Annotated in this window: 16 protein-coding genes; 12 read left to right on the forward strand and 4 right to left on the reverse strand. The window is 69.0% G+C overall.

The window, feature by feature from the left end; genetic code table 11:
* The first annotated feature begins 137 nt into the window (after window positions 1–137).
* The 11 genes from CS062_RS09375 (at window position 138) to dut (ending at window position 11,325) form a co-directional block, all read left to right on the forward strand.
* Complete coding sequence (locus CS062_RS09375; RefSeq protein ID WP_438270470.1) at window positions 138–1,136, forward strand: BMP family lipoprotein; 999 nt, start codon at window positions 138–140, stop codon at window positions 1,134–1,136.
* Between the two features lie 26 nt (window positions 1,137–1,162).
* Window positions 1,163–2,758: an ABC transporter ATP-binding protein gene (locus CS062_RS09380; protein WP_099861384.1), complete on the forward strand. Its 1,596-nt coding sequence runs from the start codon at window positions 1,163–1,165 to the stop codon at window positions 2,756–2,758.
* Window positions 2,755–3,888, forward strand: coding sequence for an ABC transporter permease (locus CS062_RS09385; RefSeq protein ID WP_099861385.1), 1,134 nt, complete (start codon window positions 2,755–2,757; stop codon window positions 3,886–3,888). The genes CS062_RS09380 and CS062_RS09385 overlap by 4 nt, the downstream gene beginning before the upstream one ends.
* A complete protein-coding gene (locus CS062_RS09390; protein WP_099861386.1) occupies window positions 3,881–4,846 on the forward strand; it encodes an ABC transporter permease in 966 nt (321 codons plus the stop codon). The genes CS062_RS09385 and CS062_RS09390 overlap by 8 nt, the downstream gene beginning before the upstream one ends.
* Window positions 4,847–4,848: 2 nt before the next feature.
* A complete protein-coding gene (locus CS062_RS09395) occupies window positions 4,849–5,295 on the forward strand; it encodes a cytidine deaminase (RefSeq protein ID WP_099861387.1) in 447 nt (148 codons plus the stop codon).
* Between the two features lie 38 nt (window positions 5,296–5,333).
* Window positions 5,334–6,191, forward strand: coding sequence for a purine-nucleoside phosphorylase (locus CS062_RS09400; RefSeq protein ID WP_233217998.1), 858 nt, complete (start codon window positions 5,334–5,336; stop codon window positions 6,189–6,191).
* Window positions 6,192–6,346: 155 nt separating this feature from the next.
* Entirely contained in the window at window positions 6,347–7,111 is a 765-nt protein-coding gene (deoC, locus tag CS062_RS09405; RefSeq protein ID WP_099861407.1) for a deoxyribose-phosphate aldolase, read from the forward strand.
* 127 nt (window positions 7,112–7,238) lie between these two features.
* A complete protein-coding gene (gene deoA, locus CS062_RS09410; RefSeq protein WP_099861388.1) occupies window positions 7,239–8,561 on the forward strand; it encodes a thymidine phosphorylase in 1,323 nt (440 codons plus the stop codon).
* An 87-nt stretch (window positions 8,562–8,648) separates the two neighbouring features.
* Window positions 8,649–9,392 (forward strand): tRNA (guanosine(46)-N7)-methyltransferase TrmB, encoded by a 744-nt coding sequence (gene trmB / locus CS062_RS09415; protein WP_099861389.1) that lies wholly within the window; start codon window positions 8,649–8,651, stop codon window positions 9,390–9,392.
* A 123-nt stretch (window positions 9,393–9,515) separates the two neighbouring features.
* Window positions 9,516–10,745 carry a bifunctional phosphopantothenoylcysteine decarboxylase/phosphopantothenate--cysteine ligase CoaBC gene (gene coaBC / locus CS062_RS09420; protein ID WP_099861390.1) on the forward strand — a complete coding sequence of 410 codons (1,230 nt, stop codon included), beginning with the start codon at window positions 9,516–9,518 and terminating at the stop codon, window positions 10,743–10,745.
* 130 nt (window positions 10,746–10,875) lie between these two features.
* Window positions 10,876–11,325 carry a dUTP diphosphatase gene (gene dut / locus CS062_RS09425; RefSeq protein WP_099861391.1) on the forward strand — a complete coding sequence of 150 codons (450 nt, stop codon included), beginning with the start codon at window positions 10,876–10,878 and terminating at the stop codon, window positions 11,323–11,325.
* Window positions 11,326–11,332: 7 nt separating this feature from the next.
* Here dut and CS062_RS09430 read toward each other — a convergent pair whose 3' ends face one another.
* The 4 genes from CS062_RS09430 to fusA all read right to left on the reverse strand — a co-directional run bounded on the left by CS062_RS09430 (window position 11,333) and on the right by fusA (window position 18,636).
* A complete protein-coding gene (locus CS062_RS09430; protein WP_099861392.1) occupies window positions 11,333–14,725 on the reverse strand; it encodes an amidohydrolase family protein in 3,393 nt (1,130 codons plus the stop codon).
* A gap of 118 nt (window positions 14,726–14,843) precedes the next feature.
* On the reverse strand, window positions 14,844–16,082 hold the full coding sequence (locus CS062_RS09435; protein ID WP_233217999.1) for a type II toxin-antitoxin system HipA family toxin: 1,239 nt from the start codon (window positions 16,080–16,082) through the stop codon (window positions 14,844–14,846).
* Window positions 16,063–16,335: a helix-turn-helix domain-containing protein gene (locus CS062_RS09440; RefSeq protein WP_099861393.1), complete on the reverse strand. Its 273-nt coding sequence runs from the start codon at window positions 16,333–16,335 to the stop codon at window positions 16,063–16,065. The genes CS062_RS09435 and CS062_RS09440 overlap by 20 nt, the downstream gene beginning before the upstream one ends.
* A 198-nt stretch (window positions 16,336–16,533) precedes the next feature.
* Window positions 16,534–18,636 carry an elongation factor G gene (fusA, locus tag CS062_RS09445; protein WP_099861394.1) on the reverse strand — a complete coding sequence of 701 codons (2,103 nt, stop codon included), beginning with the start codon at window positions 18,634–18,636 and terminating at the stop codon, window positions 16,534–16,536.
* A gap of 358 nt (window positions 18,637–18,994) precedes the next feature.
* On the opposite strand from fusA, the gene CS062_RS09450 reads away from it, so the two are divergent.
* The gene (locus tag CS062_RS09450) at window positions 18,995–19,243 is read left to right on the forward strand and encodes a hypothetical protein (RefSeq protein ID WP_099861395.1); all 249 of its coding nucleotides are present in this window, start codon (window positions 18,995–18,997) and stop codon (window positions 19,241–19,243) included.
* Window positions 19,244–19,333 lie beyond the last annotated feature (90 nt).

A 19,333-nucleotide genomic window follows, 5' to 3' on the forward strand; every position in this document is an offset into this window, starting at 1 on the left:
GACGCAATGGCCTGATTTAGTGAGGCGGCCCCTGATTTGATGAGCCCGCAAACGTTTAGCGTTTTCCTTGACCTGACTTACACTCGCGCCTTCTTAGAATGCCCGGCTGCTCCTCACCCCTTCGCATCGAGACCGCAATGATGAAGCCCTTCCTGTCGTTCGCCCCGACCGTCACCTCGATCGCCGCAGCCCTGGCCCTGGCGACCGGCGCCGCGGCCGCGCAGACCACTCCGGCGGTGATCTTCGACATGGGCGGCAAGTTCGACAAGTCGTTCAACGAGGCCGCCTACCGCGGCGTCGAGCAGTGGAAGAAGGACACCGGCGGCAAGTACCTCGAGTTCGAGATCAGCAACGAGACCCAGCGAGTGCAGGCGATCCGCCGCATGGCCGAGCGCGGCGCCAGCCCGATCATCTCGGTGGGCTTCGCCCAGGCCTCGGCGCTGAACCAGGTCGCCAAGGACTTCCCCAAGACCAAGTTCGTCATCATCGACGAGAAGGTCAACCAGCCCAATGTGCAGTCGGTGCTGTTCAAGGAGCAGGAGGGCAGCTTCCTCGTCGGCGCGCTGGCCGCGCTGACCAGCAAGACCGGCAAGGTAGGCTTCGTCGGCGGCATGGACATCCCGCTGATCCGTAAGTTCGAATGCGGCTATGAGCAGGGCGCCAAGGCGGCCAATGGCAAGGTCGAGGTCTTCAAGAACATGACCGGCACGACCGCCTCCGCCTGGAACGATCCGACCCGCGGCGGCGAGCTGGCCAAGGCGCAATTCGCCAAGGGCGTGGATGTGGTCTTCGCCGCGGCCGGCGGCACCGGCGTGGGCGTGTACCAGGCGGCCAAGGACGCCGGCAAGTTCGCCATCGGCGTGGACAGCAACCAGAACCACCTGCAGCCCGGCACGATGCTGAGTTCCATGGTCAAGCGCGTGGACGTGGCCGTCTACAACGTGCTCAAGGAATGGAAGCCCGGCATCAGCGTGCTGGGCCTGAAGGAAGGCGGCGTCGAGTACGCCGTCGACGCCAACAACGCCAAGCTGATCTCGCCCGCGGTGAAGACGAAGCTGGACGGCTACAAGGCCGACATCATCGCCGGCAAGATCAAGGTCGCCGACTACATGGCCGACAACGCCTGCAAGAACTGACCCCCTCGCGAGCGAGCCTTCCTGACATGACACAGTCCCCACGCGGCGCCGCCGCGCCCGCGGTCCGTCTGTGCGAGATCTCCAAGCGTTTCGGCGCGGTGCAGGCCAACCGGGCGGTCAGCCTGGCCGTCGAGCGCGGCACGGTGCATGGCCTGGTCGGCGAGAACGGCGCCGGCAAGAGCACGCTGATGGCGATCCTCTACGGCTACTACCACGCCGACGAGGGCCACATCGAGGTGGACGGCCAGCGCGTGACCATCGCCAGTTCGCATCAGGCGATCGCGCTGGGCATCGGCATGGTGCACCAGCACTTCATGCTGGTGGACACGCTGTCCGCGCTGGACAACGTGATGCTCGGCGCCGAGCCGGCCTTCTTCCTGTCGCGCGCCAAGCGGCAGGTGCGCCGGGAGCTCGAGACGCTGATGCGCGACACCGGCCTGACGGTGCGCCTGGACGCCACCGTGGCCGACCTGCCGGTCGGCGAAATGCAGCGGCTGGAGATCCTCAAGGCGCTGTACCGCGGCGCCCGGATCCTGATCCTGGACGAACCGACCGCGGTGCTGACGCCGCAGGAGACGGACCAGCTCTTCGAGGTGCTGCGCCGCCTGCGCGAGCGCGGCACGACGATCCTGCTGATCACGCACAAGCTGCGTGAGGTGATGGCCCTGTGCGACGCGGTCACCGTGATGCGGGCCGGCACCGTGATCAAGACCTGCGCCATCGGCGACACCAGTCCCGAGGACCTGGCCGAGAGCATGGTCGGTCGCAAGGTCAACCTGGGCCGCGACGGCGGTGCCGCGCAGCCGCAGTCGGATCGGCCGGTGCTCCAGGCCGAGGGCCTGACCGTCGCCAGCGACACCGGCTCCGGCGTGCACCTGCTGAGCAATGCCACGCTGGCGCTGCGACCCGGCGAGATCGTCGGCGTGGCCGGCGTGTCGGGCAACGGCCAGAGCGAGCTGCTGGAAGTGCTGGCCGGCATGCGCGCGCCCGACGCGGGCACGCTGCACGTCGCGGGCCGGGATTTCCATGCGGCCGGGTGGATGGACCCGCGCACCGCGCGGGAGCTGAAGCTGGCGCACGTCCCCGAGGACCGCCACGCGCTGGGCATGGTGCTGAGCTTCCCCGCCTGGGAGACGGCCGCGCTCGGTTATCACGAGCAGGACCAGTACTGCGCAGGCCCCCTCGGGCTGGGCATGGACCAGCGCCACCTGCGCGCGCAGACCGCCGAGATGATGGAACGCTTCGACGTGCGGCCGCGCAACCCGGAGCTGGGCTCGTCCAAGTTCTCCGGCGGCAACCAGCAGAAGCTGATCCTGGCGCGCGAGATCGGCCAGCAGCCGGCGGTGCTGCTGGTGGGCCAGCCCACGCGCGGCGTGGACATCGGCGCGATCGAATTCATCCACAACCAGCTGCGCCGGCTGCGCGATGCCGGCTGCGCGATCCTGGTCGTGTCCAGCGAGCTCGACGAGATCCTGGCGCTGGCCGACCGCGTCATCGTCATGAACGCCGGCCGCATCACCGGCGAGCTCGCGATCGACGCGTGCACCGAGAAGAACCTGGGCCTGCTGATGTCCGCTTCCCCTTCCCACGAGAACGCCGCCGCCGCGGCGACCGCCGCATGAGCGCCCAAGCCTTGCAGATGCCGCGCTGGATGGACCTGGTCCTGCTGCCGCTGTGGAACCTGCTGATCGCGCTGGCCGTGGCCGGCGGCGTGGTGCTGCTGATCGGCGCGAGCCCGGTGCAGGCGCTGTCGGTGTTGCTCGAGGGCGCGCTCGGCAGCGCGCGCGGCCTGGGCTACACGCTCTACTACACGACCACCTTCGTCTTCACCGGGCTGGCCGTGGCGGTCGCCTTCCACGGCGGGCTGTTCAACATCGGCGGGGAAGGGCAGGCGACGCTGGGTGGCATCGGCGTGGCGCTGCTGTCGCTCTGGCTGGCGCCCAAGTTGCCCGGCTTCGTGATGATCCCGCTGGCGATCCTGGCGGCGGCGCTCTTCGGCATGGTCTGGGCCGCGGTGCCCGGCTACCTGCAGGCCTGGCGCGGCAGCCATGTGGTCATCACGACCATCATGTTCAACTTCCTCGCCGCCGGCCTGAACGGCTACCTGCTGGTGAACTGGCTGCGCCCGGCCGGCTCAATGTCGGTGGAGAGCGATGCGTTCGCCGATTCCGCCCGCATGCCGGCGGTGCATGAGCTGTTGGCGAAGCTGGGCGTGGAATGGCCGTCCTCGCCGCTGAACCTGTCCATCCTGCTGGCGCTGGCCGCCAGCGTCTTCGTCTGGTGGTTCCTGTGGAAGAGCCGCGCCGGCTATGTGCTGCGCGCGGTCGGCTCCAACCCGAGCGCCGCCCATTACGCCGGCATCCGGCCGCGTTGGCAGGTGCTGGCGGCGATGGGCCTGTCCGGCGCGCTGGCCGGCTTGGTCGGCGTCAACGAGATCGCCGGCGTGCAAGGCAAGCTGACGCTGGACTTCGTCGCCGGCGCTGGCTTCACCGGCATCGCGGTGGCGCTGATGGGCCGCAACCACCCGGTGGGCATCGTCCTGGCGTCGCTGCTGTTCGGCACGCTGTACCAGGGCGGGGTCGAGGTTTCGTTCGAGGTGCCCGGCTTCAGCCGCGAGATGGTGGTGACGGTGCAGGGCCTGATCGTGCTGTTCGCCGGCGCGATGGCGATGGTGAGCGCACCGATGTTCGCGAAGCTCTACGCGGCGTTCGCGCGCAAGCAGCGCGCGGCGGAGGGGAAGACCCATGGATGAGGTGCTGATCGGCTCCGTGCTGGCGTCGACGCTGCGCGTCACCACGCCGCTGCTGTTCGCCGCGCTCGCCGGCCTGCTGTCGGAGCGCTCCGGCGTGGTCGACATCGGCCTGGAAGGCAAGATGCTCTCGGCCGCCTTCGCCGCGGCCGCGGTGGCCAGCGTGTCGCATTCGACGACGCTGGGTCTGCTGGCGGCGATCGGCGTGGCGGTCGCGATGTCGATGGTCCACGGCTTCGCCACGGTGACGCACCGGGGTGACCAGGTGGTGTCCGGCGTCGCGCTGAACATGGTGGCCGCCGGCCTGACGGTGGTGCTGGGCATCGCCTGGTTCGCGCAGGGCGGCCAGACGCCGCCGATCGACTCGGCGCAGCGCATCACCGGCCTGCTGCCGCAATGGGCCGAGCCCACGCCGGGCAGCTGGGTCGCCTCGGTCATCGGCCACGGGCTGCTGAGCCACAACGCGCTGGTCTACCTAGCGTTCGCGCTGGTCGTCGTCGTCTGGTTCTTCCTGGAGCGCACCCGCCCCGGCCTGCGCCTGCGCGCCGTCGGCGAGAACCCGGCGATGGTCGATGCCGCCGGCGTGTCCGTGCCGCGGCTGCGCTACACGGCGCTGGCGCTGAACGGCGTCCTGTGCGGCCTGGGCGGCGCCTACCTGACGCTGGCGCAGAACGCCTCGTTCTCGCCCAACATGACCGCGGGCCGCGGCTTCATCGCGCTGGCCGCGATGATCTTCGGCAAGTGGAAGCCGGTGCCGACGCTGTGCGCCTGCCTGCTGTTCGGCTTCCTGGATGCCGTGGCGATCCGCCTGCAGGGCGTGTCGCTGCCGGGCATCGGCGAGGTGCCGGTGCAGCTGATCCAGGCGCTGCCCTACATCCTGACGGTGGTGCTGCTGGCCGGCTTCATCGGCCAGGCGATCGCGCCCAAGGCGCTGAGCAAGCCTTACGTGAAGGAGCGCTGATCATGGCGTCGTCCCAAGACCTGATCGCGTCGATCGCCCTGCCGGCCGACCTCGTCGAGCGCCTGCTGAAGGCCGCGCTCGACGCGCGCCAGCACGCGCATGCGCCGTATTCGAAGTACTTCGTCGGCGCCGCGGTGCTGGACGAGCACGGCCGCATCCACGCCGGTTGCAACATCGAGAACGCCGCCTATCCGCAAGGCTGGTGCGCGGAGACCAATGCGCTGGGTCACATGATCATGGGCGGCGGGCGCATCGCCCGCGCGGTGATGGTGACCGGCGCCGGCTCGGAAATCATCACGCCCTGCGGCGGCTGCCGCCAGAAGCTGCGTGAGTTCGCGCGGCCCGAGGATCTGATCGTGATCGCGGGCGACGCCTCGGGCGTGCGCGCGCACTGGACCCTGGAGCAGCTGCTGCCGGCGAGCTTCGGTCCCGACCATCTGAAGAACTGACATCGACGCGGCCAGGACGGCCGCGACAGGAGAGAACCATGTCCATGCCCCTGCAAGGCGCCGAGCTCGACGCCGCCATCACGACCAGCATCGCCACGCTGAAATCCACCTTCGGCGAGCAAGGCCCCGAAGTCGCCGTGGTGCTGGGCTCCGGCTGGGCCGGCGCCGTCGACCAGCTGCAGGACGCCACGCACCTGCCGTATGCGCAGCTGCCGGCCTTCCCGCAGCCCAAGGTCGAGGGCCACGTCGCCGAGATCGCGGTGGGCCGCGTCGGCCAGCAGCGCGTGGCGATGCTGCGCGGCCGCGCCCACACCTACGAGAGCGGCGACTGCACCGGCATGGCCGGCGCGATCCGCAGCCTGAAGGCCTGGGGCGTGAAGGTGCTGGTCCTGACGAATGCGTCGGGCAGCCTGCGCTCGCACCAGCCGCCCGGCAGCCTGATGCTGATCTCGGACCACATCAATGCGCCGCAGCGCTCGCCGCTGACCGGCCTGCCGGGCAGCGACCGCTTCTGCGACATGAGCGTCGCCTACGACGCCGAGCTGCGCCAGCAGGGCTTCAAGGTCGCCCGCGATCACAACATGGTGCTGACCGAAGGCGTGTACGTGTGGGCCGTCGGCCCGCACTTCGAGACGCCGGCCGAGATCCGCATGTTCGCCGCCTGGGGCGCCGACGCGGTCGGCATGAGCACCGTGCCGGAGACCATCCTGGCGCGTCATGCCGGGCTGCGCGTCGCGGGCCTGGCGCTGATCACCAACATGGCCGCCGGCATGTCGGACGAGGCGATCACCCATGCGCTGACGCTGCAGCAGGCCAAGGCGTCGAGCGAGCGTGCCTCGGCCTTCCTGGCCCAGTACTTGGCCTCGTTGGCGACGCTGGAATCGCTCAAGGGCTGATCGCCGGGAAGGCGCAAGATCGGGCCGGCGGTCCGGCCTCCACGAGGCCGCGACCGCCCCTCCGTCCGGAGCACGGGGCGCGCGGCGCCGTGCGTCGGCCAGCCACAGCCGCGCGCTGCATGACGCAGCCCTGGGAGCAGTAGATGAAGACCGAGATGAGTCTTGAACAAGCGGCGCGACTGGCGCTGCAATGCCTGGACCTGACCAGCCTGAACGACGGCGACACCGCCGCCGACATCGACGCGCTGTGCGTCCGCGCCATCGGCGCGCCGGAACGCGGCCACGTCGCCGCCGTCTGTGTCTGGCCGGGCTTCGTCGCGCGGGCGCGTGCGGCGTTGCCGGCGGACATCCGTGTCGCGGCGGTCGCCAATTTCCCCGACGGCAGCCTGGATCTGCCGCGCGTGCTGGCCGAGGTCGACGCGATCGCGCAGGCCGGCGCACAGGAGGTCGACGTGGTGCTGCCGTACAAGGCGCTGATGGCGGGGCAGTCGACCGAAGTGGCGGAGTTCCTCGCCGAGGTCCGCCACGCGACGCGCCCGCTGACCTTGAAGGTGATCATCGAATCGGGCGAGCTGGGCTCGCCGGCGCGCATCGCCGAAGCCACGCGCCAGGCGCTGATGGCCGGTGCGGACTTCGTCAAGACCAGCACCGGCAAGAGCAAGGTGTCGGCGACGCCGGAGGCGGCCGCGACGATGCTGCGCGAGATCGCGGCGAGCGGGCTGGGCAACGCCGGCTTCAAGGCCTCGGGCGGGATTCGCTCGGTGGCGGATGCGCGCGGCTACCTGCAGCTGGCCGCCGATGCGCTGGGCGTGGGCGCGCTGACGCCCCGTCGCATGCGCTTCGGCGCCAGCGGCCTGCTGAGCGACATCGAGGCGGTGCTGGCCGGGCAGGACAGCGCGGCGGTCAGCGCGGCCTACTGAAGGCGCGCCTTCACCCGCGACGACACCCGCGACGACATCACGACGACGACCGCGACGACCTCGCGAAGCCAAGCCCCGGTGCACAAGGGGCGCTGAGACAACGACCACACATCGAAGGGACGCGGCGATCATGCTGGCGCAGGAAATCATTCGGGCCAAGCGCGAGGGGCGCGCGCTGGACGAGGCCCAGATCCGGCACTTCGTGCGCGGGCTGGTGGACGGCAGCTGGAGCGAGGGCCAGGTGGCCGCGCTCGGCATGGCGGTGTTCCTGCGCGGCATGGGGCGCGACGAGGCGGTGGCGCTGACGCGGGCGATGATGGACAGCGGCCGGGTGATGGCCTGGCCCGACATGCCGGGACCGGTGCTGGACAAGCATTCGAGCGGCGGCGTGGGCGACAAGCTCAGCCTGATGATCGCGCCGATGGTGGCGGCCTGCGGCGGCTATGTGCCGATGATCGCGGGTCGCGGTCTGGGTCACACCGGCGGCACCGTCGACAAGCTCGAGGCGATCCCCGGCTACACCACGACGCCGGCGCCGGCGGACTTCGACCGCATCGTCCGCACCCTGGGCTGCGCCATCATCGGCCAGACCAGCGACCTGGCGCCCGCCGACAAGCGCTTCTACGCGGTGCGCGACATCACCGCCACCGTCGAGAGCGTGCCGCTGATCACCGCGAGCATCCTGTCCAAGAAGCTGGCGGCCGGCCTGCAGGGCCTGGCGATGGACATCAAGTGTGGCAATGGCGCCTTCGCGGCGACGCCCGAGTTCGGTCAGGAGCTGGCGCGCAGCATCGTCGAGGTGGCCGGCGGCGCGGGCCTGCGCACGCGCGCATTGATCACGGACATGAACCAGGTCCTCGGGTGGGAGGTCGGCAACGCGCTGGAGGTGCGTGGCGCGATCGACTACCTGACCGGCAGGACGCCGCGGGAGGCGCGAACCCATGAACTCACCCTCGCGCTGTGCGCCGAGATGCTGGTGCTCGGCGGGCTCGCGCCTGACACCGCCGCGGCGCGCGTGAAGCTGCAGGCGGCGCTGGACAGTGGCGCGGCGGCGGACCGCTTCGCCCGCATGGTCGCGGCGCTGGGCGGTCCGGCGGATCTGCTGGAACGGCCGGAGGCCTACCTGACCGCCGCGCCGGTCGTGCGTCCGATTCCCGCGCCGCGCGCCGGGCGCGTGGTCGGCATGAACACCCGGGACATCGGGCTGGTCATCGTGGAGCTGGGCGGCGGACGCCGCCTGCCGGGCGATGCGCTGGACATGCGCGTCGGGCTCGATCGCTTCATCCAGCTCGGCGACCTGGTCGCCGCGGGTGACCCGATCGCAGTCGTCCACGCCGCCGACGAAGCGGCCGCGGAGCGCGCCATCGCACAGGTGAGCGGCGCGGTCGTCATCGACGACGCGGCAGCGCCTTGGGAATCCGCGCCGCTCGTCATGGCTGAGGTCGGCTGAGCGCCGCGGAAGCGGGCAGGGGGTGAGGGGCCCCGTGTCCCGGCCGCCGATCGGTAGAATCCCGCCCCTCGTTTCCCGATTCGCGATATGTCCGATTCCATCGACGCCAACGACCCGCCCGAACTCGATCAGGGCGGCGAGGTTGCCCAGCACCCCCGCGCCCGCATCCGGAGCTTCGTCGTGCGCGCCGGCCGCATGGGCACCGGACAGATCAAGGCGCTCGCGGAGCTCGGTCCCAAGTACGTGCTGCCGTTCAAGGCCGAACCGCTCGACTACGAGGCCGTCTTCGGCCGCAAGGCGCCGGTGGTCTTCGAGATCGGCTTCGGCATGGGCGGCCCGACCGCCCAGATCGCCAGGACGCTGCCCGGCATCGACTTCATCGGCTGCGAGGTCCATGAGCCCGGCGTGGGCGCGCTGCTCAAGCTGATCGGCGAGCAGGACATCCCGAACATCCGCATCTTCCAGCACGATGCGGTCGAAGTGCTGGACCAGATGATCCCGCCGGGCTCGCTGGCCGGCGTCCACATCTACTTCCCCGATCCCTGGCACAAGAAGCGGCACAACAAGCGCCGCCTGGTGCAGCCGCCGTTCGTCGCCAAGCTGGTGAAGCACCTGGCGCCGGGCGGCTATCTGCACCTGGCCACCGATTGGGAACCCTATGCCCAGCAGATGCTGGAGGTGCTCGGCGCCGATCCGGACCTGGTGAACACCTCGGCCCGCGCCGACGGCTACGCCGACAAGCCCGACTACCGCCCGCTCACCAAGTTCGAGCACCGCGGCCTGAAGCTGGGCCACGGCGTCTGGGACCTGGTGTTCAAGCGCAAGGGCTGAATCCCGCCGCCGGCGCTCGAGCCGCCGGGCGGGCGGTACCCGGGTGACCAAGGTCAGGCCCGCGCCGGCCTGCAAGGCCTTTCAGGGCCGGCCAAAAGGGGCGCGCTGGTAGAGTTCCGCCCCATGTCCGAATCCAACTCCCTCGCCGGTCGGCACATCCTGCTGGGCCTGTCCGGCGGCATCGCCTGCTACAAGATCGCCGAGCTGACCCGGCTGCTGGTCAAGGCCGGCGCCACGGTGCAGGTCGTGATGACCGAGGCCGCGGAGGCCTTCATCACCCCGGTGACGATGCAGGCGCTCTCGAACCGGCCGGTCTTCACCAGCCAATGGGATGCGCGGCCCGAGAACAACATGGCGCACATCAACCTCACCCGCGAGGCGGATGTGATGCTGATCGCGCCGGCCAGCGCGGACATGATCGCCAAGCTGGCGCAGGGACGCGCCGACGAACTGCTGTCGCTGACCGCGCTGGCGCGTCCGGCCCAGCGCTGTGCGCTGCTGCTGGCGCCGGCGATGAACCGCGAGATGTGGGCCCACCCCGCCACGCAGCGCAACCTGGCGCAAGTCCGGGCGGACGGCGCGGTGGTGCTGGGCGTCGGCAGCGGCGATCAGGCCTGCGGCGAGGTCGGCGACGGCCGGATGCTGGAGCCGCAGGAGTTGCTGGCGCATGTCGTCTCGCACTTCCAGCCCAAGGTGCTGGCCGGGCGCAAGCTGCTGATCACGGCGGGGCCGACCTACGAGGCGATCGATCCGGTGCGCGGCATCACCAACCGTTCCAGCGGCAAGATGGGTTTCGCCATCGCGCGCGCGGCGGCGGAGGCTGGCGCCGAGGTGACGCTGGTGGCCGGACCGGTGCATCTGCCCACGCCGCTGGGCGTGACCCGCATCGACGTGCAGAGCGCGCGCGAGATGCTCGAGGCCGTGCTGCCGCGCGCGGCGACGCACCAGGTCTTCGTCGCGACGGCGGCGGTGGCCGATTGGCGACCGGCGCAGGCCGCCGAGCACAAGATCAAGAAGAACGCCAAGGCCGGCGAGGCGGTCGCGCCCGCGCTGGAACTGGCCGAGAACCCGGACATCCTGGCGACGGTCGCCGCGCTGCCGCAGCCGCCGCTGTGCGTCGGTTTCGCGGCGGAGAGCCAGGACCTGATCAAGCATGCGCGCGAGAAGCGCCAGCGCAAGAACGTGCCGCTGATCGTGGCCAACGTCGGGCCGGCCACCTTCGGCCAGGACGACAACGCGCTGACGCTGGTCGACGCGCGCGGCGAGCGCGAGCTCTCCCGCGCCGACAAGCTGACCCTGGCGCGCGAACTGGTGCGCGAGATCGCGCAGCGGCTCACCACCTACACTGCCTGACTTTCCGCCGCGCGCGGCGCGCTGTCCGCCGCGCCGGTCGCCCGAAGCGCTCGCGCTGCCCGGACCTTCCGGCTGCGAGGAGGGTGCGATGGGCGATGGCGTTGTCCCGACTCCCTTCCCCGTTGAATCCATGACCACCATCGATCTCAAGGTGCTCGACCGCCGCATGGCCGAGCAGCTCCCCGCCTACGCGACGACCGGCAGCGCCGGCCTGGACCTGCGCGCCTGCCTGGACGAGGCGATCACCCTCGCGCCGGGCGACACCGTGCTGGTGCCGACCGGCCTGGCGATCCATATCGGCGACGCCGGCCTGGCGGCGATGATCCTGCCGCGCTCGGGCCTGGGTCACAAGCACGGGGTGGTGCTGGGCAACCTGGTGGGCCTGATCGATTCCGACTACCAGGGCCAGTTGATGGTCAGCGTGTGGAACCGCGGCAAGGACACGTTCACCATTCAGCCGATGGAGCGCATCGCGCAGATGGTGATCGTGCCGGTGGTGCAGCCCAGCTTCCGCGTCGTCGACGACTTCGATGCGTCCGCGCGCGGCGAGGGCGGTTTCGGCTCCACCGGCAAGGCCTGACCCCGCCTCAGTCCCCGTGCCCGTGGCCGGTCTCCACGCCGGCCGCTTCCGCATCCACCGGCACGCTCGCATTCGCGCCGTCGAAGAAGAAGGGCTTGCGCGCCTTCTTCGCCGGCCAGACCTCGTTCATCGACGGGATGTCGAAGACGCGGCCGCCCTGGACGACCCGGGCGATCCGGTCGCTCTGCCGGAGGTCCTTGAGGATGTCGCCGTCCAGGATCACCAGGTCGGCGAGCTTGCCCGGCTCGAGTGAGCCGATGTCCTTGTCCAGCCCCAGGTAGCGCGCCGGATTCAGCGTCGCGGTGCGGATGGCCTCCAGCGGGCTCATGCCGCCCAGGCCCATCATCCACATCTCCCAGTGCGCGCCCAGGCCTTCGCGCTGGCCGTGGGCGCCGATGTTCACCGGCACGCCGGCGCGCTGCAGCTCGGTCGCGGTCTTCGCGACCTGGATGACGTTGAAGTCCTCCTCCGGTGCAGTCTCGCGGCGCACGCTGCGCGGCTCGAGCACCGCCTTGGGCACGAACTTGCCGAGGAGCGGATGGCGCCACACGTCGGTGCGCGCGTACCAGTAGTGCTCGCCGTCCAGGCCGCCATAGGCGACGTTGAGCGTCGGCGTGTAGCCGACCTGCGTCTGCGGCCACAGCTGCTTCACGTCGTCGTAGACCTTGGCCACGGGCAGCGCATGCTCGATGCCGGTGTGGCCGTCGATGACCATGTTCATGTTGAGCTGGAACAGCGAGCCGCCTTCGGGCACGACCATCATGCCGGTCTCGCGCGCGGCCTCGAGGACCTGCTGGCGCTGGTCGCGACGCGGCTGGTTGTAGCTCTTGACGCTGATCGCGCCGGCGGACTTCAGCCGCTTCAGGTGGGTGCGGGCGTCGTCGAGGCTGTTGATCACCGCCGAGAAGTCGGCCTTGGCGCCGTACAGCACCGTGCCGGTCGAGAAGATCCGCGGCCCGACCACCCGACCGGTGCGCTGCATCTCGGACTGGGTGTAGATGTCGCTGGTGCGGTTGGACGGGTCGTGCAGCGTGGTCAGGCCGAAGGCCAGCGAGGCGTAGTTGATCCAGCTCTGCTGCGGGATGATCTCGCTCTCGGCCATCGTGCCGTGCCAGTGGGCGTCGATCAGGCCGGGGATCACCGTCTTGCCGGTGGCCTGGAGGGTTTCGGTGCCGGCCGGGATCGTCACCGAAGCGCGCGGCCCGACCGCCGCGATGCGGTCGCCGTCGACCAGGATGACGCCGTCCTCGATGACCTCGTCGGGCTGGCTCGCCTTCATCGTGACGATGCGCGCGCCGACGATGGCGAGGCGGCCCTTGGGCTTGTCGGCGATCAGCGTCAGCTTGATCGGCGCGCCGCGTTCGGCCGGCTTGAAGCCCGGCTGCAGCGCCTGCGCCAGCGGCACGGTGAACAGCTCGTTGCCCAGCGCGTAGTGCAGCGTGTAAGGCCGTGCCTGGCCGTCGCCCGACCACTGCAGGTCGTCGCCGGCATTGACGTCGAGCTTGCTGACCGGCATCGCCTCGGCCTTGGGGCCGACGGTCTGCAGCTTGCCGGCCGGCGCGAGCGGCGTGACGTAGGTGTGGAAGCGTTCGCTGAAGCCCAGCCACTGGCCGTCCGGCGACACGGTGAAGCGCGTCGCGAATTCGCTCTTGGCGACCGCGATTTCGCTGCGTTCGGCCAGGTTCAGGCGGATCAGCTGGTGATTGGCATCGACCTCGCCGGTCGTCTGCTTGCGGGTGACGTAGAGCGTGTCGTTGTCGGCGCCGAACTGCGGTGCTTCGCCGTCCTTGGTGACGCGGCGCGGCTGGCCCTTGCCGTCGGCCGGTGCGAGGTAGATGCCCGGCTCAAGGCTGTTCCAGGGCGAGGTCAGGTAGCCGCCCTTGGCCTTCTGGTAGGCGATGGTCCGGCCGTCCGGCGAGAAGGTCGGCGCCAGGTACTTGCCGGGCTCCGGCGTCACGACGGTGTCGCGGCCGCTGGCCAGATCGAGCACGCGCACGCGCCCCTGGTCGGCGTCGTTCCAGCCGAGGTAGACCAGCTGGCGGCTGTCGCGCGAGAAGGCCGGGAAGTATTCGAAGCGCTCGGTCTGTGTGGTCAGGCGACGGGCCTCGCCGACGGGCTGTCCATCGCGCAGCTCGCTCGTGTAGAGATAGCCGGCGGCGGAGAAGACGACCCGCTTGCCGTCGGGCGAGACCTTCACCCAGCGCAGCATCTTCGAGTCGAAGCTGGCCGGCGCGACCTCATGCGAGAAGCGGACCGCGGGCGTGAACTGGCGTTCGTCCTTCACATGGAAGGGGATCTCGGCGGCCGTGGACTTGAACGGATCGATGCGCCAGAGCTTGCCCTGCGCCCAGGCGACGAGCTGCCTGGCGTCAGGCGTCCAGGCGATGCCGGGGTAGACGCCGTGCACCGACCAGGACTCCTGCAGGTCGCGTTCCATGCCGGTCCAGGCCGGGAACTCGCGGCCGGTCTTCAGGTCCTTGAGGAACAGCGTGGAGCGGCTGCCGCTGGCGTCGCGCAGGCGGCGGATGAAGGCGAGGTACTTGCCGTCGGGGGAGGGGGTGGGTCGGATCGCGCCGCCGGCGCCGGTGACGAAGGGCTCGCTGGTGCCGTCGGTCAGGTCCTGCCGGTAGATGCGGAAGATCTCGCCGGTGCTGTCCTTGTTGTATTCGAACTGGCGACCGGGGGTGCTGTCCTGCGAGTAGTAGAGGTACTTGCCGTCGGGCGAGAGCGCGGGCTCGCCCAGGTCCTTCTGCCAGTTGGGCTTCTCGTTGAGCTGCTGGCCCTTGCCGCCGTCGAGGTGGTAGAGCCAGATCTCGCCGCTGCCCAGCGAGCGGGTGCCGGTGAAGTGCTTGCGGGCGGCGATGTACTTGCCGCCTGGATGCCAGACCGGGTTGTTGAGCAGCCGGAAGTCTTCGGTGGTGATCGCGCGGGCATTGCTGCCGTCGACGTTCATGACCCAGATGTTGTCGCCGCCGCCGGCGTCGGAGACGAAGGCGATCTGCTTGCCATCGGGCGAGAAGCGCGGCTGCATCTCCCAGGCGACGGAGTGGGTGAGGGCCTTGGCCTCGCCGCCTTCGATCGGCATGAGGTACAGGTCGCCGAGCAGGTCGAAGACGACCTGCTTGCCATCGGGGCTGACGTCGACCGACATCCAGGTGCCGGAGCGCACGTCGAGCTTGGCGATGCGCTGCTCCCGCGGCGGCTGGTTGACCTGCCACTTGGCCGCGGGGGCCGCGGGCGCGGAAGCCGCCGCGGCGGGCAAGGGCGCGGGGGCGGGCGCATCGGCCGCGACGGCCACGCCGGCCTGTAGCGCGAGTCCAAAAGCGATCACGCCCGCGCGGGCGGGCGTGACGGTGAAAAGGGTCGAGAGCGTCGGCTTCGTGAGCGTCTTGGTCGGCATGCGGCACCCTGGGATGAAGAGTGCCGGCAGCATAGGGGCCGCTTGCGCGCCGGGCCGACCGGGTTTGCGAGGGCATGACGAATGGCCGTGCGGTGAGCGCGCCACGCGGGTCATCGGCCTACCTTCCGTGCATCAGCCCCTCTTCCCACACCACGGAGAGGTCATTCAGCAAGGACTTCGGAATGCGTTCGTCGCCGGGCGCCTGCTCAAGGGTGTCTCGCATGGCGGCAGCAATGCGTGCCAGGACCGCTTTGGGGCGCTCGACCCCGCAGAGCCTGCCGAATGCGATCAGTTCCTCGGTGGTCGGATAGGCCTTCGTCGCATGCCGGCCGGCAAAGAGCTTGAGCGCCATGGTGCGGTCGACCAATTCAGGTCCACCCGCATATTGGGTGTAGCGATACACCGCCGTGGTGACGACATCGAACATGGGCGCGAGCCAGGCGTCCTCGGGGGACCGATACAGGATGCCGAAGTTCTTGAGATGCGCGTCGCCGTTTCGCACCATGACCGAGAAGGCCACTTGCTCGAAGAAGCGATGCAACTGAGATGTCGGAAGGCGGATGAGTTGCAGCAGTTCGCAGATGCGCTGATAGCTCCCGTGGTACTTGCGCTCCGACAGGATGTCCCGGACTCGCTTGCCCGACAGGGCGGCCACGTCCTCGAAGCCCAGGCGCTCGACATGCCCCCCCGGATGCGCGACCACATCGAAGCGGTCGACGAGCAGCAGTTGGCCGTCGTCGGAAAGGTCAAAGCCTGGCACCTCGATGCCCGCCCGCTTCGCCGCGCTCAAGCAGAGGAACTCATTCGCCGCCAGACCGGGATAGGCCGGGCTGGCCGCCTTGACGATGAGCGACGGGATGGGAATCGTCGGCCGGTCCGGCACCATGATCTTCGGCTGCATCCCGGCGATGCCGGCACCGGTGTTCAGGTAGGCCCGAACCAGCTCGTCGAACAACGCCGGCGTGTAGCGCATCCGGAGCAGCGCCTCCCGGTTCAGCGTCTGAGCGCGCGGCGAAGGTGCCACGCCCGGGATGGTGAATCCCAATCGTCCGATGCCGTTCTCGCCGATCAGGGAGAGCAGGTGCATCGGCGTCGTGGGCTGTTTTGGAAACAGCTGTCGGATCCTCATGAACAGGTCGCCTTCCGGCAGGTTCTGGTCCATGGAGGGGAACAGGTCGCCGGACTGCCAAGTGAGCTTTGCGCTCGGTGGCATCAGCAGCGAGACCGCGGGCTGATCGGGCGACGGATCGAGGTAGCGGAATTCGTAGGTGGAGCCCTTGATGAGCTGGCCCGCCTGGCGCAAGGCGCCGATGCTGACGTCCAGCAGCGGCAGCTTGTCAGGCAGCATCGTCGTCATCCCGGGCAAAGCGTTCGGCGAGTTCCTCCATCGTCGGCATGCCCGCTCGCTCGAAACGAATTCGCAGCCCCAGCGCACGCGTCACCGCCATCAGCGAGGACACGGTGGATTCCTGCCCCGCTTCCAGGCGATAGATGACCTCGCGCACACGGTTCGATTGCGCCGCGAGTTCTCGCTTCGAAAGACCTCGGGCCTCGCGCTGTTCCTTCAGGATCAGCCCGATGTCTTCCGGAAAGCTCGCCGTGTCAGTCATGACTTGCAATTTATGGAAATTTTGCTGGTTTTGCAAGCCGTGGCTGACATATAGCCAACCTGAATTGCAAGCTATGACTTGCAATTCGACGGAAATTCGAAGAAGTTGCCAGCCATGACTGGCACAAAAGAAAACGGGCCGCGAAAGCGGCCCGCTGTGAGAGGGCACCTCAGGTGCCGATTCAGTCGATCGTCCGGATCACTTCGCCCTGGCGGTCATGATCGCGTCCGCGACGTTCTTCGGTGCTTCGGAGTAATGCTTGAACTCCATCGTGTAGGTCGCGCGGCCCTGGGTCGCCGAGCGCAGCGCGGTCGAGTACCCGAACATCTCCGACAGCGGCACCTCCGCCTTGATGATCTTGCCGCCGCCGACCATGTCGTCCATGCCCTGCACCATGCCGCGACGGCTGGACAGGTCGCCCATCACCGTCCCCGCATAGTCCTCCGGCGTCTCGACCTCCACCGCCATCATCGGCTCCAGGATCACCGGGCTGGCACGCCGGCACGCTTCCTTGAAGCCCATCGACGCAGCCATCTTGAACGCGTTCTCGTTCGAGTCCACGTCGTGGTACGAGCCGAAGGTCAGCGTGACCTTCACGTCCACCACCGGATAGCCCGCCAGCACGCCATTGGGCAAGGTGTCGATCACGCCCTTCTCCACCGCGGGGATGTACTCGCGCGGCACCACGCCACCCTTGATGGCATCGACGAACTCGAAGCCCTTGCCCGGCTCGAGCGGCTCCACGGTCAGCACCACATGCCCGTACTGGCCCTTGCCGCCGGACTGGCGCACGAACTTGCCTTCCACGTCCTCCACCTTCTTGCGCACCGTCTCGCGATAGGCGACCTGCGGCTTGCCCACGTTCGCCTCGACGCTGAACTCGCGCTTCATGCGGTCCACGATGATCTCGAGGTGCAGCTCGCCCATGCCGGAGATGATGGTCTGGCCGGACTCCTCGTCGGTGCGAACGCGGAACGACGGATCTTCCGCGGCCAGGCGACCCAGCGCGATGCCCATCTTCTCCTGGTCGGCCTTGGTCTTGGGCTCGACGGCCTGCGAGATCACCGGCTCCGGGAACACCATCTTCTCGAGCGTGATGATCGACTCCGGATCGCACAGCGTCTCGCCGGTGGTGACGTCCTTCAGGCCCACGCAGGCGGCGATGTCACCGGCCAGGATCTCCTTGATCTCCTCGCGCTGGTTGGCATGCATCTGCAGGATCCGGCCGATGCGCTCCTTCTTGCCCCGCGTCGGGTTGTAGACCGAGTCGCCCGACTTCAGCACGCCCGAGTACACCCGCACGAAGGTCAGCTGGCCCACATACGGATCGGTCATCAGCTTGAAGGCGAGGGCGCTGAACTTCTCGTTGTCGTCGGCCTTGCGGGTCGTGTCCTGTTCGTCGTCGTCGGTGCCGTGCACCGGCGGAATGTCGATCGGCGACGGCATGAAATCGATCACCGCGTCCAGCATCCGCTGCACGCCCTTGTTCTTGAACGCGGTGCCGCACAGCATCGGCTGGATCTCCCCCGCGATGGTCCGCTGGCGGATCGCGCGCTTGATCTCGTCCTCGCTCAGCTCGCCGCTCTCGAGGTACTTGTTCATCAGCTCCTCGTCCGCCTCGGCGGCGGCCTCGACCATCTTCTCGCGCCACTCCTGCGCCTTGGCCTTCAGGTCGGCGGGGATCTCCTGGTACTCGAACTTCATCCCTTGCGAGGCCTCGTCCCAGATGATGGCCTTCATCTTGAGCAGGTCGATCACGCCCTTGAACTGGTCCTCGGCGCCGATCGGCAGCACGATCGGCACCGGGTTGGCCTTGAGCCGGTCCACCATCATCTGGCGCACCCGATAGAAGTCCGCGCCGATGCGGTCCATCTTGTTCACGAAAGCCAGCCGCGGCACCTTGTACTTGTTGGCCTGGCGCCAGACGGTCTCGGACTGCGGCTGCACGCCGCCCACCGAGTCGTACACCATCACCGCGCCGTCGAGCACCCGCATCGAGCGCTCCACCTCGATGGTGAAGTCCACGTGCCCCGGGGTGTCGATGATGTTGATGCGGTGCTCCGGGTAGGACAGGTCCATGCCCTTCCAGAAGCAGGTCGTCGCGGCGGACGTGATCGTGATGCCGCGCTCCTGTTCCTGTTCCATCCAGTCCATCGTCGCGGCGCCGTCGTGCACCTCGCCGATCTTGTGGTTGACCCCGGTGTAGAACAGGATGCGCTCCGTCGTCGTCGTCTTGCCGGCGTCGATGTGCGCCGAGATGCCGATGTTGCGGTAGTGCTCGATGGGGGTCTTGCGGGACATGGTGGTCTCCAGTGGCGATGAACGACCCGGGGACGCCAGCTTCATGGGAGGCGGCCGCCGAGTCCGAAAGCCGATCAATGTAGCGACAAGCCATGACGGCCGCCATCCGCCGCATGGAAGAGCCCCGGCGCCCTGGGGATGAGTCCTTCGGCTCCCATCCTGGGGCGCGCAAGCGTCACTTTTTCCCTCGAAGTGGTCGGCATCCCCTGAATGAGGGGCGCCCTGAAGGGCGAATTCCGGAGTTTCCGGGCGGTTACGTCACGTCACACCTATACATTCGTTCACTCGAACGAGGTACCAGGGAGTTGAAGTGAGATCGCATGTTTTTGTCAGCCTGTTGGGAGCAGGCGCCCTTGTGATGGGCCTGATGTCCGGCCCGGTCGTCGCCCGGGCCGCCCCGGTGGTGGAGGTCGGGATGAGCTGCACGGTCGCCGATGGCTGGTGGTCCTTGGACCGCGAGCGGCCGGTGCAGCCGGAGCCGGTGAAGGTGCTGGCGATCAAGGCGCTGACCACCGGCGCGCCCGGCGCCTGGGTGCAGCCCTCGCGGGGCAAGCTGACCGAGCACCAGCTGCACATCGCGCTGGACCGCCTCAGCGACTGTCGCTGACGCGCGGCAGAGGCGCCCGCCGGTGCGGGCCTCGCAGGGGCGCGCCGGCGGGGGTAAACCCGGGTCGCCCGGCGGCGCTGGCTAGAATGC

Source organism: Roseateles chitinivorans (genome assembly GCF_002761755.1).
Classification (GTDB): Bacteria; Pseudomonadota; Gammaproteobacteria; order Burkholderiales; family Burkholderiaceae_C; genus Roseateles; species Roseateles chitinivorans.